This is a genomic window from Hymenobacter gummosus (genome assembly GCF_003970915.1).
GTDB classification, from domain to species: Bacteria; Bacteroidota; Bacteroidia; order Cytophagales; family Hymenobacteraceae; genus Solirubrum; species Solirubrum gummosum.
The window spans coordinates 148405-163990 of record NZ_RXOF01000008.1 but is presented as its reverse complement, the minus strand read 5'-3'; the positions used below and the strand labels follow the sequence as shown (position 1 = coordinate 163990).

At 67.4% G+C, this 15586-nt stretch carries 13 protein-coding genes; 8 read left to right on the top strand and 5 right to left on the bottom strand.

Annotation, left to right across the window (positions count from 1 at the left end):
* Window positions 1–96: 96 nt before the first annotated feature.
* The 3 genes from EJV47_RS15190 (at window position 97) to EJV47_RS15180 (ending at window position 1989) form a co-directional block, all read left to right on the top strand.
* On the top strand, window positions 97–435 hold the full coding sequence (locus EJV47_RS15190; RefSeq protein ID WP_126694011.1) for a hypothetical protein: 339 nt from the start codon (window positions 97–99) through the stop codon (window positions 433–435).
* Between the two features lie 128 nt (window positions 436–563).
* On the top strand, window positions 564–1673 hold the full coding sequence (locus EJV47_RS15185) for a transglutaminase-like domain-containing protein (RefSeq protein WP_126694010.1): 1110 nt from the start codon (window positions 564–566) through the stop codon (window positions 1671–1673).
* Window positions 1674–1758: 85 nt separating this feature from the next.
* Window positions 1759–1989, top strand: a complete 231-nt coding sequence (locus tag EJV47_RS15180; protein ID WP_126694009.1) for a DUF2905 domain-containing protein — start codon at window positions 1759–1761, stop codon at window positions 1987–1989.
* On the opposite strand, the gene EJV47_RS15175 is transcribed toward EJV47_RS15180, so the two are convergent.
* Both EJV47_RS15175 and EJV47_RS15170 read right to left on the bottom strand, forming a co-directional pair.
* Window positions 1986–3836 (bottom strand): prolipoprotein diacylglyceryl transferase family protein, encoded by a 1851-nt coding sequence (locus tag EJV47_RS15175; protein ID WP_126694008.1) that lies wholly within the window; start codon window positions 3834–3836, stop codon window positions 1986–1988. The genes EJV47_RS15180 and EJV47_RS15175 overlap by 4 nt on opposite strands.
* A 322-nt stretch (window positions 3837–4158) precedes the next feature.
* Window positions 4159–5652 carry an SDR family oxidoreductase gene (locus EJV47_RS15170; protein ID WP_126694007.1) on the bottom strand — a complete coding sequence of 498 codons (1494 nt, stop codon included), beginning with the start codon at window positions 5650–5652 and terminating at the stop codon, window positions 4159–4161.
* Window positions 5653–5832: 180 nt separating this feature from the next.
* Here EJV47_RS15170 and EJV47_RS15165 point away from each other — a divergent pair, with 180 nt between their 5' ends.
* The 3 genes from EJV47_RS15165 (at window position 5833) to EJV47_RS15155 (ending at window position 9282) form a co-directional block, all read left to right on the top strand.
* Window positions 5833–6555, top strand: coding sequence for a hypothetical protein (locus tag EJV47_RS15165; protein WP_126694006.1), 723 nt, complete (start codon window positions 5833–5835; stop codon window positions 6553–6555).
* An 85-nt stretch (window positions 6556–6640) separates the two neighbouring features.
* Window positions 6641–8293, top strand: coding sequence for an ArnT family glycosyltransferase (locus EJV47_RS15160; protein WP_165903778.1), 1653 nt, complete (start codon window positions 6641–6643; stop codon window positions 8291–8293).
* 71 nt (window positions 8294–8364) lie between these two features.
* The gene (locus EJV47_RS15155) at window positions 8365–9282 is read left to right on the top strand and encodes a T9SS type A sorting domain-containing protein (RefSeq protein ID WP_126694004.1); all 918 of its coding nucleotides are present in this window, start codon (window positions 8365–8367) and stop codon (window positions 9280–9282) included.
* A gap of 96 nt (window positions 9283–9378) precedes the next feature.
* Here EJV47_RS15155 and lysA read toward each other — a convergent pair whose 3' ends face one another.
* Window positions 9379–10524, bottom strand: a complete 1146-nt coding sequence (lysA, locus tag EJV47_RS15150; RefSeq protein ID WP_126694003.1) for a diaminopimelate decarboxylase — start codon at window positions 10522–10524, stop codon at window positions 9379–9381.
* A gap of 150 nt (window positions 10525–10674) precedes the next feature.
* On the bottom strand, window positions 10675–12015 hold the full coding sequence (locus tag EJV47_RS15145) for an aspartate kinase (RefSeq protein ID WP_126694002.1): 1341 nt from the start codon (window positions 12013–12015) through the stop codon (window positions 10675–10677).
* Between the two features lie 455 nt (window positions 12016–12470).
* Here EJV47_RS15145 and EJV47_RS15140 point away from each other — a divergent pair, with 455 nt between their 5' ends.
* Window positions 12471–13424, top strand: coding sequence for a T9SS type A sorting domain-containing protein (locus tag EJV47_RS15140; RefSeq protein WP_165903777.1), 954 nt, complete (start codon window positions 12471–12473; stop codon window positions 13422–13424).
* A gap of 109 nt (window positions 13425–13533) precedes the next feature.
* Here EJV47_RS15140 and EJV47_RS15135 read toward each other — a convergent pair whose 3' ends face one another.
* Window positions 13534–14334: a TraB/GumN family protein gene (locus tag EJV47_RS15135; protein ID WP_126694000.1), complete on the bottom strand. Its 801-nt coding sequence runs from the start codon at window positions 14332–14334 to the stop codon at window positions 13534–13536.
* A 376-nt stretch (window positions 14335–14710) separates the two neighbouring features.
* On the opposite strand from EJV47_RS15135, the gene EJV47_RS15130 reads away from it, so the two are divergent.
* A complete protein-coding gene (locus EJV47_RS15130; RefSeq protein ID WP_165903776.1) occupies window positions 14711–15577 on the top strand; it encodes a DUF2911 domain-containing protein in 867 nt (288 codons plus the stop codon).
* The last annotated feature ends 9 nt before the right edge of the window (window positions 15578–15586 follow it).

Below are 15586 nucleotides of genomic sequence, written 5' to 3'. Positions count from 1 at the left end.
CAGCGTATGAACAGGAAAAAAAGCGGCGCCAGAAACAAAAACCGTAACCAGTAGCGCGGACCGCTCCTCATTTTTGTCACCTGATTAGTGCGCATCATGCCCGCCAAGAAACCCCCCAAGCGCCCCGCCACCAAACCCACGCCCGCCCCGCCTCCCTCGATTCAGCCCGCCGCCCTGTTCCGTGCCCGGCTGCTGGGCTACTTGGTGGGCTTGGTGCCGCTGCTGGCGTTGCTGCTGATGTTCCGGCAGCTGCTGCCCAGCCCGGTGGCATTGGGTTTGGTGCTGGTCGGCTTCATGGCTTCGGTGTGGGTGCAGCAGCGCATCCGGCAGCGCTACCCGCACGACTTCAAGCAGCGGGCCGAGTGGCTGGCTCTGGGCGCATACACGCTTCTCGTGGTGCTGGTGGCGGTGGTGTTTCTGTCGCTGGTGAGCTAAAAGCGCGAACGGATGGGCGGCTGCCGGCAGTGGGCGCCGGGGAAGCCAACAATAGCTCGGCTGCTCAGGCAACTACAGCGGCGGTGGCGGCATCTGGCGTTCTAAACGCACTCCTTGCCCGACCCGCTATGAAAACCCTTTTGCTGCCCGCCCTGCTGCTCGTCGGCGCCGGTGTCCGGGCCCAATCCGCCACCTACCAGGGCCTGCCCGTCATCAAAGCCCACGAGCTGCGGGCCGATTACCGCCTCGGCCGCGACTGGATTCGCGGCAGCTGGCGGGTGGCCCCCGAAGCCAGCCCCGACGTGCTGCCCCTGCCCCTGCACGCGGCCCGGGAAACCGTGGTGTTCTGCACCGACCGCGACTCCGTGCGCTACAGCCTGCGCCCCGGCGACGTGCAGCAGTTCTACGTGCTGCTCGACGACGGCCGCTACGCCCTCACCGAGCTGCGCGCCACCGCCTTCAGCACCGCGCCCCTGCGCTTCGACGGCCCGCGTCCGGTCGCGCCCTACACCTTCCGCTACGAAACCGGCCCCGGCAACGCCTACCTCGCCCAGCTGCGCCGGCAGTACCACCTGGATGCCGTGGTGCAGGGCGCCGCCAACGACACCGAGCGGGCCCAGCGCCTGCTGCACTGGGTGCACCAGCAGTGGCGCCACGACGGCAGCAACGAGCCCACCCGGAAGGACGCTATTTCCATCCTGGAAGAAGCCCAACAAGGCAAGCAGTTTCGCTGCGTGGAGTACGGCATCGTGGCCACGGCCTGCCTGAACGCCTACGGGCTGCCGGCGCGGGTGCTAGGCCTGAAAACCAAGGACGTGGAAACCACCGAGAGCGGGGCCGGGCACGTGCTGCTCGAAACCTGGCTGCCCGACCGCCAGAAGTGGGTGCTGCTCGACGGGCAGTGGGACGTAATGCCCGTGCTGCGCGGCCAGCCGCTCAACGCCGTGGAGCTGCAGCGGGCCATTGCCACTGACTACCAGGCGCTGGAAATCCGCAGCCTCTCGGGCGCCAGTAAGCGCGGCTACGTCGACTGGATTTACCCCTATCTGTACTACCTCGACGTGAAGTTCGACAACCGCGAGGGGCTGGGCCTGGAACGCGCCAGGGTAAGCGGCAAGAGCAGCCTGATGCTGGTGCCCGCCGGCGCCAAGGAGCCCCGGGTGTTCCAAATCAAGAACCCCATCGAATACTGCCTCTACACCCGCTCGGTAGAAGCCTTTTACGCCAAGCCGCAGTAAGCGGCAGGCGCCGGTTGGGGCCCGCGTCCGCATGGGCACCCAAACCGGCCGCCGTTGCGTTTACGACGGGTATATCTCACCGCCCATGCCACCTCAAGTCGGTAAGCTGCTCGTTGTCCTCGGCCTGGGCCTGGCCCTGCTCGGGGCCATAATCTGGCTGGGCGGCGGCTCCCTGCTCGGCTGGTTTGGCCGCCTGCCCGGCGACATTCGCATCGAGCGGCCGGGCTTCCGTTTCTACGCCCCGCTGGCCTCCATGCTGCTGGTAAGCCTACTGCTCAGCGCCCTGCTGTGGCTGATTCGGCGGCTGGGCAGCTAGCGGCGCGCGGGCAGCGGAATGCGGTAGCGCAGCTGCCCCTGCAGCTGGAAGTGGCGGCCGAAGTCGGTGGCGGCGTAGGGCTCCAGCAGCAAGCCGCTGCGGCCCACGTGAATCTGTCCGCTCAGAAAGCCCATGACCGGCCCCGGGTAGTGGCTGGACAGCGCCAGGCCGGCCAGCAGGTGGCCCCCGTCGCGGGCGCCCAGGCCCGAGCCCAGCCCCACGCGGGTCACGTAGTTGCCCAGCGCCAGGGGGCCCGTGCCCATGTCAAACTGCGCGTAGAGGGAGCGGCGCACCCCGGTCCAGACCATTACTTCGGGCAGAAACTGAATCGGGCGGGCCAGGCCTCTTTCCTCTTCCCGGCGCAGGGCCCGGGCCGTATAGCTGATTTGGCCCACGTGCACCCCCAGCCGCACGCCGGTTTCCCAGTTGCCGCCCTCACGGGTGCGGAATTCGGCGTAGGGATTCACGTCCCAGATGGTACGGCGGGTGTAGCCGTCTTCGCCCACCGTCACGAAGGGGCCGTTCGGGTCGAGCTGCTGAATGCCGATGCGCTCATAGCCCCGCCACACGCCCAGGCCAATAGCCTGGAAGTTGCGGCTGGGGTTGCGCACGCCGTATTCGGCCGTGCCGCCCACGGCAGCATAGCGGTGGTAATAGGCCGTGCGTGAAGTCGTGCCGCCGCAGCCGTCGGAGTCCACGACGTCCTGGTCGTAAGCGCCGCGCACGCCGCCCACGCCCAGCGTAAGGTAGCGGCGTACTGCGGCCGTATCGGTGGGAGCGGGGGCCTGGTTGGTAAAAAGCAGGACCGCCGAGGCCAGGCCCAGCGGCAAACCCAGGCGGCGCGGGGCGGCGGCGCTGCGTTGCAGCAGGGCCGCCACTTCGGCCAGGAGCACCACCGTCAGGCCGGCTTTTACCACCAGTACCTCGGGCAGGGTAAAGGCCGCCGGCCCCAGCACAGCCGTAAGGGCCAGCATGACGGCCACGCCCGCCAAGTTGCGCACCGAATAATTAGCGGGCACTACCTCGGCCGGCAGGGTGGCCCGGGGGCGGCTGCGGCGCCACCAGCCCCAGCCAAACAGCAGCAGCAGCGGCAGCAGGGCCCATTGCACTTGTTTTAGCGTGAGGCCGGCTACCGAGGTCAGCTCAGCGCCCACCTGCTCGCCGGCCGGGTCGCGCCAGAACTCGATAAGGAAGCGGCCCAGCAGCAGCAGGGCCACCTGCAGCAGGCGCCAGCTGCCGCCCGCCCAGGGCCGGTGGCGCAGCGCCCACAGCAGCCCGCCCACCGCCAGCACCAGCAGCCCCGACAAGGCCTGCGTGGGCACCACCGGCAACGAGTGCGCGGCCGTGGCCGGAATCAGTCCGCGCTGCACCTGCACCAGGAAAGGCAGCGTGTCGGGGGCGTACTGCACGCCCCAGTCGGCCACGTGGCCGAAGCAGCAGCCAGTGAGCAGGCAGCCAACGCACTGCACGGCGTAGGCAGCGGCCATGGGCAGGCAGAACACGTCCAGCGCGTGCCAGCTGTAGCCCAGCCAGCGGCGCAGCGCCAACCCCGCCAGCGCCCCGCCAATGGCCCCGCCCAGCACCGAGCGGGCCGTGCCGGCGGGCCATTGCCCGTGCTGCCACAGCGCCGACCAGTCGGTGCCCGGGGCGGCAATGAGCTTGGTACCCACGATGAAAGCCAGGGTGACGCCGGTGGTCAGCAGCAACCAGGAGCGCAGCGGGTAGCCGCGGCGGTGTCCCAGCCACAGCAGCAGGGCCTGGTTTAGCAGAAAGGCCAACACGTAAAACGTGGTGTAGTAGTGGTGGCCAACCGAGGAAGGAAGAAGAACAGCGGAGAGGTGGGACATAGCGGCGGGAATAGGCGTAGGGCGGCCGACACCCAAGGCGCGGCCGAGCAGGAAAAGGTAGGCGGTCCGGCCCGCGGGCAGGTGCCTAAAAGGTCGGGAAATCAGACGTTAGCAGGGTGGTTGCCCAAAAGGTAATGTGCTAACTATGAGCAGGTAGCGTATAAATCAATCTGACATTTGTACAGTAGGGCAGATGGCTGGAATAAGGACACTGATTGGATAAACGGTTGACGGCCCGCGGCTATTGACTCGCAGTGCCGCCGCTCCAGAGCCTGTGGCCCGGGCCCCGAAGCTAAGCAATACGGCCGCGAAAACCAGCGGCTTAGCGCGGCTGCGGGTGCGCGGCGGCCGTCGGGCGGGCGTGGCCCGGGGCGAAGTGGCCGATGTTGTCGAGCATGCCCTTGAAGATAACGAAGTGGAAGGGCACCAGCGCGTACCAGTACAGGCGCCCGGCCAGCCCGCGGGGCCGGAAGGCGGCCAGCTGCTCCAGCGTGTGCGAGCCGTCGGCGTTCGGGCAGATGCGGAACTGCAGCCAGGCCTCGCCGGGCAGCTTCATTTCGGCGTAGAGCAGCAGGCGGCGCCCGGGACGGTCAGCCACCAGCACCCGCCAGAAGTCCAGCGGGTCGCCGGGGCGCAGGTCGGTGGGGGAGCGGCGGCCGCGGCGCAGCCCCACGCCGCCCACCAGCTTATCGAGCACGCCGCGGACGCGCCAGAGCCAGTCCACCTTGTACCAGCCGCGCTTGCCGCCGATACGCCAGATGTTGTCGAGCACCTCCGCGGGCGGGCGGGTAAAGCGCAGCTGCTGTCGGTCGAAAAACATGCCCTGCTGCGGAATCTGCACGTAATCCATGTAGTTCTGCCGGGCCACGCCGCTGCTGGCCGCGTCCATCCAGCTGCTCACCACCTCGTTCTGCTCAATGCGCTGGAAGGCCAGCTGCAGCGCCTCCTGGTACGTCATGCAGCGGTGGGGCAGCACCCGCGCAATGCTGCGCGCCGGGGCCACCACCGTGTCGTTGCGCAGCGAGTCGACCAGGCTGCGGGCCAGCGAAAACGAGGTACGCGTGACCAGAAACAGCCACCACGACGACAGCCGCGGCGTGAGCACCGGCACCGGGATGATGCGGCGCCGCAGCCCCCGCGCCCGCGCAAAGCCCTCCAGCATCTGCCGGTAGGTCAGCACGTCGGGCCCGCCCACGTCGAAGGTCTGGCCCAGGCAGTCGGCATTGCCCAGCACGTGGGTGAGGTAGTGCATGATGTCGCGCACGCCGATGGGCTGGCAACGCGAGTTCAGCCAGCGCGGCCCAATCATGACAGGCAGTTTCTCCGTCAGGTCGCGGATGATTTCAAACGAGGCTGAGCCCGAGCCGATGATGATGCTGGCCCGCAGCACCGTAAGCCGGGCCCGGGCGGCCCGGCCCAGCTCATCCTCCACGCCGCGGCGGGAACTGAGGTGCTCCGAGAGGTGGGCGTCGTTGGCAATGCCCGAGAGGTAAATCACCTGCTGCACCGCGGTGCCGTCGAGGTACTGGCGGAAGTGGCGGGCCGACTGCTGCTCCACCTGCGCGAAATCCCGGCCGTTGGTGCTCATGGAGTGCACCAGGTAGTAGGCCGCCTCGAAGTCGGTGGGCAGCTCGCGCAGCGTATCGGGCCGGCGCAGATCGGCCTGCGCCACCTGCACCCGCTCGCGCAGTGGGGCCGGCAGCTCGAAGCGGCGCGGGTCGCGCACCAGGCAGGTCACGTCGTGGCCGGCTTCCACCAGCAGGGGCAGCAGGCGCTGGCCGATGTAGCCGTTGGCGCCGGTGAGCAGGATTCGCATGGTCAAGGTAGGTTTGGTGGTATGAATACCGACAGAATTGGGGTTGATTCCGGCGGTTTTAATACTAACTCAGTACGCAGCTGCTCAGGTTTAGGGTTAAATCTGAGCCGGATACAACCATCGTTGCACTTGCCAGCTCATGTATCAGGCTCCCTTCAGCTCATCGATTCTGCCCTGCCTATGCGCCTCACCGCTATTCCGCTTTATTGCTTCGTGGTCCTGGCTGGCCTGCTGCTGACCGGCTGCCGCAAACACGCGCCCGAGCCGCCTTATTTCCGGTTCAGCGCCGAGGACCGCCGCTGGATGCAGCACCGCGAAGGCGACGAATGGCGCTTCAGCAACGGGCAGGGCCAGCAGCGGGTGTACCGGGTGAGCCGGATATATGAGAAGCTGAAACAGGAATATGACTGCTGCCCCGTGTTCGGGCCGACGCTGCCGCTGCCGGGTAGCGGTAGTGGGGTGCGCTATTATTACGATACCTGGGCTTTTCGCTTTGAGCGGACTGACTCGGCGAACGTGGGCAACGGTTCCATCCAGTTTCAGCGGCCTGTGTCGCTGAATACTCCGCTGCCGGAAAAGGCCCCGGCCACCGGCGGCCTGCTAGGCGTATCGGGCTACTTGCTGGAGTACATCGGCAGCCCCGACCAATTCGGCCGGCCCGGCTGCTCCGACCTGGAATGGCAGTCGGATACCACCGATGTGAATCTGCGGCCTCACGCGCCGCTCGTCGTGGGCGGGCAGCGCTACGACTACGTGCTGACGTTTACCGCCGGCGGCAATCCGAGCGCTTGTGCGGCTACCGGCTTGCCCCGTCCGCGCATCCGGCGCGTCTACTACGACCGGCAGTACGGCATCGTGCGCATGGAATCGGTGACGGGCGAAGTCTGGGACCGGGTGCGCTAGGCGGCCCCTGCGCCGGAACGGCCGGTTTTGGGCTATTTTTGCCCTTCGTACCAGCTTTCCGCCTATGCCTGCTGCTTTGCCCCCGATGTCTTCGCGCCTGTGGCTGTGGCTGCTGCTGGCGGTGCTGTTCGGCGCTTTCCTGCTGAATCTGAACGCCTGGGGCGTGCTCGAAAGCAGCGAGGCCCGCTACGCCGAAATCGGGCGCGAAATGCTCACGGGCGGCGACTGGCTGCACCCGCGGCTGCTGGGCATTCAGCACTTCCACAAGCCCCCGCTCACCTACTGGCTCACGGCGGCGGGGCTGGGCTTGTTTGGCGGCACGGCCGGGGCGGTGCGCCTGCTGCCGGTGCTGGCCGTGCTGGCGCAGGTGGGGCTGGTGTACGCCGTGGGCCTGCTCGTCTTCGCCCGCGACCGGCGCCGCGCCCTGGCCGCCGCCGTGGTTTACGGCACGCTGCCGGTGGTGCTGATTTCGGCCCTGAACGTGACCACCGACGCCTACCTGGCCACCCTGGAGCTGCTGGCGGCCTACGCGTTTCTGCGCTACCACTGCACGCCCGCCGGGCGCCCGGCGCTGCGCTGGCTGTACCTGGGCTGGGTGGCGCTGGGCCTGGGCTTCCTCACCAAGGGGCCGGTGGCGGTGGTGCTGCCCGTGATGGTGCTCATCAGCCTGCACCTGACCAAGGACGCCCCGCGCCGCCCCTGGAGCGGGCACCACCTGCTGGCCGGCCTGCTGTTCGCGCTGGTGGGCTTGAGCTGGTACTTGGCGCTGGTGGCCGAAAACCGGGAGTTTATCGACTATTTCTTGTTCAAGCACACGGTGGAGCGCTTCGCCAACGCGGCCACCTTCAACCGCGCGAAGCCCTGGTGGTTTTACCTGGTGCTGGCCCCGCTGGGCGCCCTGCCGTGGTCGGCCGCACTGCTCACCGAGCTGGCACGTACGGGCTGGCGCCGCCTGGGCCGGCGCTGGCAGCAGGTGCTGCTGTGGTGGGTGCTGGTACCGCTGCTGTTCTTCTCGCTCTCCAAATCCAAGCTGCTGCTCTACGTGCTGCCCATCTTCCCCGGCGTAGCCCTGCTCACCGTGGAGCTGCTCGGCCGCCGCACCGACGCGGTGCTGCTGCGCTGGTACGTGGGCTTCATGGCCCTGTTTGGGCTGGTGCTGGGCGGCCTGTGCCTGATGCCGCTGCTGGGCCCCGGCTTCGGGCTGAACGTACGGCCGGCCACGGCCCTGTGGCCGGCGGCGGGCATTCTGCTGCTGCTGTTCACGCACATGTTCTGGGAAGAAGTGCGCATTGCCCCGCGGCTGCTGGTGCTGGCCGTGCTATTCACGGTGGGGCTGCTGGCCGCCGCCAAGCCCCTGTTGGGCCAGATTGAGGTCCAGGCCAACGGCAGCCGCCCGGTGGCCGAGCGACTCAAGGAGCTGGGCCTGCAGCAGCGCCCGGTGCTGGTTTACAACGAGCTGCTGCCCTCCCTGGCCTTTGCCCAGCGCCGCCTGCCCGTCTCGCTCTACGACGGCAACCAGGCCCTGCAGCGCGAAACCCAGTTTGAGCACGACGGCCGCTGGCATGAGCACCTGATCAACCTGCAGGATGCGGCCGACACCACCGCGCTGGGCCCGCTGCTGCGCCGGCAGCCGGTGGTGCTCAGCAAGGGCGAGCTGCCGCAGAGCCGCCGCTACCTGCTGCGGGGGCTGAACCAGCACGAGCACCTCGGTCCCTGGTGGATTTACTACGCCCGCTGATTGCACTACCAGGGTAAGGGCATGGTATTTGAGCCGGAGGGGAGCGTATCAACCTTCTCGTTCAAATACCTATGAAGAAACTCTTACTCGGGCTGTTGGTAGTGGGGCTGGGCGCGGCGCCGGCGTGGGCGCAATCAGGCGGCCGGGGGCTGTGGTGCCCGCCGGGGGCCGTGTGGCAATACATGCACATGTTTGCCGACCTGAGTACCCCCGGGCCGGTATTTACGCCGGTGCGCGTCAGCTATGCGGGCGACACCATCATCGGCGGGCAAAGCTGCCAGGTGCTGCAGATGGTGTACGCCAGCTCCACGCGCATTTGGCGCCTGTACACCCGCGCCGACGCCGACCGGGTGTGGCTCTACGCGGGCGGGCAGTTCTACAAGATGTACGACTTCAGCGCCCGGCCCGGCGACACCTGGCTGTACCAGGGCGGGATGGCCGCGGGCTACTTCTGCCCCGCGCCTACGCGGCTGACCGTCGACAGCGTGGGCCAGCAGCTGATCGGCGGGCAGCAGCGGCGCTGGTTTACGCTGGCCAACCAACCCCGCCTGGGGCGCATCTACGAAGGTGTGGGTTCGTTGCGCCAGGATTTCACGCCGATGCGCGGCGCCTGCGCCCCCGCCGACCCGGTCACGGCCCTGCTGGCGCAGTGCTACGGCACGGCCGCCCAGCCCGGCCTCATCGTGATGGGCACGATGCTCAGCTGCCAGGCCCAGCCCACCGCCACCCACGAGGCCCGGGCCGAAGCCGCCGGCTTTGCGGTGTACCCCACCGTGGGTAGCGGCACGGTGACGGTGAAGCTTCCCGCCGGTTATGCCCGCGCCACGGTGAGCGTGTTCAGCCCGGCCGGGCAGCTGGTGGAACAGGTAGCTGCGGCCGCAGCTACCGAAACGCGGCTGCAGCTGCGTCATCTGCCGCGGGGCCTGTATTTGCTGCGCGTGCAGCAGCCCGGGCAGCCCCCGCTCACGCAGCGCCTCGTGCTGCAGTAACTTCTAGCAAGCCCGCTTTTCCGCCGCCAAAACGCCGAACGGCCCGTGACTCCAGGGGAGGCACGGGCCGTTTTCATATCTGGGCAGAAGCCAAACCTACCCCAGGTACACCGCCGGGGCTTTGTCGCGCAGGTTATAGCCCGAGGACATGACCTCGCCGTAGGCCCCGGCCGTGCGCAGCACCACCACGTCGCCGCGGCGGGTTTCGGGCAGGGCCACGCGCTTGCCGAAAGTGTCCGACGACTCGCAGATGGGCCCTACCACGTCGTAGAGCCGCTCCGGGCCCTGGCCGCTGAGGTTTTCGATGCGGTGGTAGCTTTGGTACAGGGCCGGCCGGATCAGCTCGGTCATGCCCGCGTCGAGGATGGCGAAGCTGGTCTGCTGGCTTTCCTTCACGTACAGCACCCGGCTCACCAGGGTGCCGCACTGGGCCACCAGACTGCGGCCCAGCTCCACGTGCACCTGCTGGCCCGGCCGCCGCTGCAAAAGCCGCCCGAAGATGCCGAAGTAGGCGTCAAAATCGGGCACCAGGTGGGCGTCGGGCTCGTGGTAGTCCACGCCCAGGCCGCCGCCCACGTTCAGGTGCCCGAGCCGGATGCCGCGGTGCTCAAACCACTGCTGCAGCTCGTTCACGCGCCCGGCCAGCGTCTCGTACACCGCCAAGTCGGTAATCTGGGAGCCGATGTGCACGTGCAGGCCCACCAGCTCCACGTTCGGCAGCCGCGCCAGTAGCTCCAGCACCTGCGGCAAATCGGCCAGGTTGATGCCGAACTTATTGGCTTCCAGGCCGGTGGTGATGTAGTGGTGGGTGCGCGCGTCCACGTTTGGGTTCAGGCGCAGGGCCACCCGGGCCCGGCGCCCCTGCGCCCCGGCCAGCTCGTCGATAACGGCCAGCTCGGGCGCCGATTCCACGTTGAAGCACCAGATGTCGGCGGCCAGGGCGCGGTTGATTTCCGCATCGGACTTGCCCACGCCGGCAAACACCACGTGCCCGGGCGCGAAGCCGTTGTCGAGGGCGCACTGCACCTCGTTGCCGCTCACGCAGTCGGCCCCAAAGCCGCGGCGTTGCACCCGCTCCAGAATGGGCGCGTTGGAGTTGGCTTTCAGAGCGTAGTGCACCTGAATGTCGTGCTGCCGGGCCGCGTCGGCGGCGGCCGCTAAGGTCTGCTCGAGCAGGCCGAGGTCGTAGAGGTAAAAAGGAGTAGGCCGGGTCGAAAGGTCGGCCGGAAGTTGCAGGGGCATGGGAGGCAAGTAAGCAAAGAGAGGCGTAGGCGCTGTAGCGCGAAGGTGTACTTCGCGTATCGTTGAACGACAGGCGTCGGGGCGTCCAACGCAGCAACATCAGCAACGATGGGCGAAGTACAACTTCGCGCTACGGCGCACGCGACGCGGTTACGGAGTCACGACGGCGCGGCGGAACAGGCCTTCGTTCAGGGCCAGCAGGGCGCGCTTCTTGTCGTGGGTGTTGATGAGGATGCTGATGTTGTTCGAGGAGCCGCCGTAGCTGATCATGCGCAGCGGCACGTCGCGCAGCGTATCGAACACCTGCCCGGCGGCGCCGTGCTGCTCCTGCACCAGGTTGCCCACCAGGCAGATAATAGTCAGGTCTTCATCTACTTCCACCGCGGCGAAGCGGCGCAGCTCGTCCAGGATTTCGGGCAGGCGGCCGGCGTCGTCGATGGTCAAAGACACGGCCACCTCGGAGGTGGTAATCATGTCGATGGGCGTGCGGTACCGCTCGAACACGTCGAAGACGCTGCGCAAAAAGCCGTAGGCCAGCAGCATGCGGCTGCTCTTGATGCGAATGGCCGTCAGCCCGTCCTTGGCGGCCACGGCCTTGATGGCCTCTGCGCCGGTGCGGGCCGAAATCAGCGTGCCGGGCGCCTCGGGCTGCATGGTGTTCAGCAGGCGTACCGGAATGCCGTGCTCCCGCGCCGGCAGCACCGAGCTGGGGTGCAGAATCTTGGCCCCGAAGTACGCCAGCTCGGCCGCCTCGTCGAACGACAGCTCGCGGATGGGGTAGGTGCCCTCCACCACGCGCGGGTCGTTGTTGTGCAGCCCGTCGATGTCGGTCCAGATCTGAATTTCCGTGGCCCCGGCGGCCGCCCCGATCAGCGAAGCGGAGTAGTCGGAGCCGCCGCGCTTGAGGTTGTCGATGCTGCCGTGGGCATTGCGGCAGATGTAGCCCTGGGTGATAAACAGCTCCGTATCCGGGTACTGGGCCAGCTGCTGGGCCAGGTGCTCCCGGATGTAGGCCGCGTCGGGTTCCTCATCCTGGTCGATGCGCATAAACTCCAGCGCCGGCAGCAGCACGGCCCGCTCGCCGCGGATGCGCGTCAGGTAAAGGTGAAACAGCCGGGTGCTCAGCAGCTCGCCCTGGGCCAGAATCACCTTTTCGCCGGCTGCGGCCAGGGGCTGCTGGCGGGTGAGGCTGAAGATGCTCTTGAACGACTCGTCGACCAGCTTCAGGCCTTCGGCGGCTACCTCGTCCTCGGGCAGCAGCTCCTTGGCCACGATGTGGTAGTGCTGGCGCAGCACCTCGATTTGCAGGGAGCCGGCCGTCAGGTCGCCCTCGACCAGCAGCTTGGCAATGTTGACCAGCGCGTTGGTGGTGCCCGACATGGCCGACAGCACCACGATGCGCGGTCCGGTGAGGGCCTGAATCAGCCCGGCTACGGCCCGCATCCGCTCGGCCGTCCCGACGGACGTACCGCCGAACTTGAGAACTTTCATGGAATCAGCGAAAGTGAGAGGTCAGAAAGCGCAGCCGCGGCAAGGCGGGCTGCTTGGTGAAACGCAACAAAAAAGCGCCGGTTCTGTGCAGGACCGGCGCGGGGGAGGTTGAAGTCGGGGTAGGACGGGCAACGAGGCGGCGACGGTCAGCAGCGGGCGTGTTTCACCCGTTTCATGCCCTTGCATTTCTTGCCCATCGTGCACACGCCCGCCTTGGCCGCGGAGGCGGCCAGCAGAGCAGCGGTGAACGGGGAAAAACGCGGAGCCTGAAGCATCGTAGCAGTTGGCAACACCCGGCATGGATTAAAAAGCCGCCTGGGTTTGCGGCCGCAAGTACGGACATATTTCGGCAAATGCCAGTCAGGGCGGGCGGCTTTTTTGGGAGTGAGTGGCTTTGGTTGCCCCATTCGGTTAGATTAGCCGCCACTAATAGTTCTTTACTCCAATTCCGCAACATGATGAAATGCTTACTGTTACTGCTGGCCGGCGCCGCGCTGGCCACCTCCGCTTCCGCCCAGAGCCTGTGGGCCGCGCCCGGCGCCACCTGGACCTACTCCTACGCCCTGTTCTGGGAGTACGGCGACCTGACCATGAGCTACGCCGGCCCCACCACCGTGGCGGGCCAGCCGGCCATGCGCTACGACCGGACGCTGCTGACCAAGATGCGCATGTCGAGCCAGCCCGCGCAGCAGACTACCTTGCCCGGCCTGGTGCTGCGCGCCGACGCCGACCGCCTCTACGTGCTGGCCAACGACCAGCAGTTTTACACCTTGTTCAACTTCGCCGCCCAGGTGGGCGACTCCTGGCTGACGCCCGCCTCGCAGCCCCAGGCCGTGTGCGCCAGCACCCTGGTACGCCTGCGCGTCGACAGCGTGGGCACCGCCGTGGTGGGTGGCGTGAGCCGGCGCTGGCTACGGCTGCGCCTGCAAACCCAGGCCGGCCAGCAGCCCACCTTCGACCGGCCCTGGGGCGGCCGCATCTACGAAGGCCTCGGCCCCACGCAGGCGTACCTGTTGCCCCAGGGAGTGGTTGATTGCGGCGGCACCGACCCCGGCTACCTGGGCGGCATGATGTGCTTCCGGGCCACCGGCCAGCCCACGGTGTACGGCGGCAGCGCCCAGCAGTGCAGCAGCATCGTCACGGCCGCCACCGAGCAGCAGGCCCAGCGCCTGGGCTTCGAAGTGTACCCCAACCCCAGCCAGGGCGAGCTGACTTTGCGCCTGCCCGTGGCCGTGGGCCCGCAGGCCACCGTGGAGCTGCGCGACCTGACCGGCCGCTGCCTGCTGCGCGCGGCCCTGCCCGCTACCGGCAAGCTCGACGTGCGCCAGCTGCCCAAGGGCCTGTACGCCCTGAGCCTGCACCTGCCCGACCAGGCTACCCCGGCCACCCGGCGCGTGGTGCTGGAGTAGATTGTGGATGAGTGGATTGTGGATGAGTAGATGGGGGAGGCCGGCGTGTGGCGCCGCATCCAGGGAGAAAGAGTCCGGCCCGGTTGCGCTCTGCGGCCGGGCCGGGCTGTTATTGGGCCGGCGGGGGGCTGAGGTGGTAGTACTCGCGCAGGCGGAAGCCCTCGGCGGCGGCGTGCGGAGCCAACTCGCGCAGCAGGTAGTACTTGTGCGCGTGGCCCACCAGCACCACGATGCGGCGCGCCTGGCCCAGCCCGGCAAACTGCCGGATGTGGCGGGCCATGGTGCGGTTGCGCTGGTCCCAGAAATCGGCGTAGAGGCGGCAGAAGGCGCGGTACTCGGTTAGCTCGGGGCGCTGCTCCACCACCCGGCGTAGCTCCTGAAAGTGGTAGTGCTGCCGCCGCGCCGCCAGCGCGTACACCCCGGGCCGGTTGATAATGCCCGGCCGCTGCCGGTTGTAGCGGTTGAGCGAGTCGGTAAGGGCGTAGTACCGGTCGAGGACGCTGCCCTGCGCGGGCGTGAGCTGCCGGGCCTGGTAGAGCGCGTCGAGCTGGGCCAGCACTTCGCCGGGGCGGGTGAGCAGCTCGTGGCGGCGGTGAAACTCGTTGCGGCCCTCGATGTCGAACGGGCGCAGGGGCACCCGCGGGTGCAGGCGGCGGTAGCGGGCCACGCCCAGGTCCTCGTTTTCGCGGGCGGGCTGCTTCAGCTCGAAGGCCGGGGTGAAAAAGCTGCTGTCCAGCTCCACCAGAATGAGGTCGGGGCGCACCCGCTCCAGAATGCCGGCCACCGAGTCGGGGTTGAACAGGCGGGTAGGCCGATGCACCGTGCCCACAATAACCAGCTCGACGGGCGCCGGGGCCGGGACGCTGCCGCCCGTGAGCAGCGCGGCGGCCGTTAGCAGGCAAGTAACCAAAAATTTGCGGCGGAAAATCAAGCGAGCGGCAGGTAGCAAATGATAGGGAAATATAGCGCATACGATCCGGGCGGCGCAGGGGAGAAAGGTGCCCGATTATTGCCGCCGGCAAACCCGGCGCGGCCGGCTGCCAAAGCGGCTGATTATAAGCCTGATTCGGTGAATAATGCAACCTAACGAGTGTAAGCCGCGACTCTGGATGCAATACGGAATCAGGCTCGGCGTTAGCAGTAACGGCCAACCCTGTCCGCTCGTCAAGCCCCGGCCCCGACCGGGCTGCCGCCGTAGTGCAATTTGCCCGTAGCCGCCGCTTTTGGCCCCAACTGGGCCGATGTTTGCGGTAAGCCTCCCGACTTCTCTCTACTCTCCCTCCCTTATGAAACCACTCCTGACTCTTTGCCTGGCCGGCAGCCTTTGTTGGCTGGGCGCAGCCGAGCTGCAGGCCCAGCAACTGCGCCTGCCCGCCATGAGCCCCACCGTGCGCACGCGGCAGGATTTTTCCACCTCCTTTATCGAGCTGACCTACGCCCGGCCCTCCAAGCGCGGGCGGGAGGTATTCGGCAAGCTGGTGCCCAACGGCGAGGTGTGGCGCACCGGGGCCAACTCCTCCACCCGCATCCGCTTCGGCGAGGAAGTGAAATTCGGCGGGCAGGTGGTGCCGGCCGGTACCTATGCCCTGTTCACCATTCCGGACCCCAAGGAGTGGACCTTCATCCTAAACAAGGATACCTCGCAGTGGGGCGCCTACGACTACCGCCCCGAGCTGGATTTGCTGCGCGTGAAGGCCAAGCCGCGCGCCTCCAACACGGCCATGGAGTCGTTTAGCCTCGGGCTGGAAAACCTGCAGCCCGAAGCCGCCGAGCTGACCCTGCGCTGGGACAAAGTGCGGGTGAGCGTGCCCATCGTGGCCGACCCCGACGCGCGCATCATGGCCCAGATTCAGGAGGCCATGCAGGGCGACAAAAAGCCGTATTTCGCCGCCGCGCAGTATTACTACAGCACCGGCAAGGACATTAACCAGGCCATCAGCTGGCTCGACGAGTCCATTAAGAAGCAGCCGAGCTACTACGCTTACTACTGGAAGGGCAAGATGCTGCAGAAGGCCGAGCGCAAAACCGAAGCCGCCGAAGCCGCCCGGCAGTCCTTGGCCCTGGTGAAAAACGAGAAAAACGCCCCGACCCGCGAGGAGTACACCCGCCTCAACGAGCAGCTGCTCAAGGAAGTGGGCGGGAAAAAGAAATAACAACGGCCC

What these genes read in the sequence shown, in the direction of transcription:
- EJV47_RS15190 (WP_126694011.1), top strand. Translation starts at nt 97, where the DNA reads ATGCCCGCCAAGAAACCCCCCAAGCGCCCCGCCACCAAACCCACGCCC.
- EJV47_RS15185 (WP_126694010.1), top strand. Translation starts at nt 564, where the DNA reads ATGAAAACCCTTTTGCTGCCCGCCCTGCTGCTCGTCGGCGCCGGTGTC.
- EJV47_RS15180 (WP_126694009.1), top strand. Translation starts at nt 1,759, where the DNA reads ATGCCACCTCAAGTCGGTAAGCTGCTCGTTGTCCTCGGCCTGGGCCTG.
- EJV47_RS15175 (WP_126694008.1), bottom strand. Translation starts at nt 3,836, where the DNA reads ATGTCCCACCTCTCCGCTGTTCTTCTTCCTTCCTCGGTTGGCCACCAC.
- EJV47_RS15170 (WP_126694007.1), bottom strand. Translation starts at nt 5,652, where the DNA reads ATGCGAATCCTGCTCACCGGCGCCAACGGCTACATCGGCCAGCGCCTG.
- EJV47_RS15165 (WP_126694006.1), top strand. Translation starts at nt 5,833, where the DNA reads ATGCGCCTCACCGCTATTCCGCTTTATTGCTTCGTGGTCCTGGCTGGC.
- EJV47_RS15160 (WP_165903778.1), top strand. Translation starts at nt 6,641, where the DNA reads ATGTCTTCGCGCCTGTGGCTGTGGCTGCTGCTGGCGGTGCTGTTCGGC.
- EJV47_RS15155 (WP_126694004.1), top strand. Translation starts at nt 8,365, where the DNA reads ATGAAGAAACTCTTACTCGGGCTGTTGGTAGTGGGGCTGGGCGCGGCG.
- lysA (WP_126694003.1), bottom strand. Translation starts at nt 10,524, where the DNA reads ATGCCCCTGCAACTTCCGGCCGACCTTTCGACCCGGCCTACTCCTTTT.
- EJV47_RS15145 (WP_126694002.1), bottom strand. Translation starts at nt 12,015, where the DNA reads ATGAAAGTTCTCAAGTTCGGCGGTACGTCCGTCGGGACGGCCGAGCGG.
- EJV47_RS15140 (WP_165903777.1), top strand. Translation starts at nt 12,471, where the DNA reads ATGATGAAATGCTTACTGTTACTGCTGGCCGGCGCCGCGCTGGCCACC.
- EJV47_RS15130 (WP_165903776.1), top strand. Translation starts at nt 14,711, where the DNA reads ATGAAACCACTCCTGACTCTTTGCCTGGCCGGCAGCCTTTGTTGGCTG.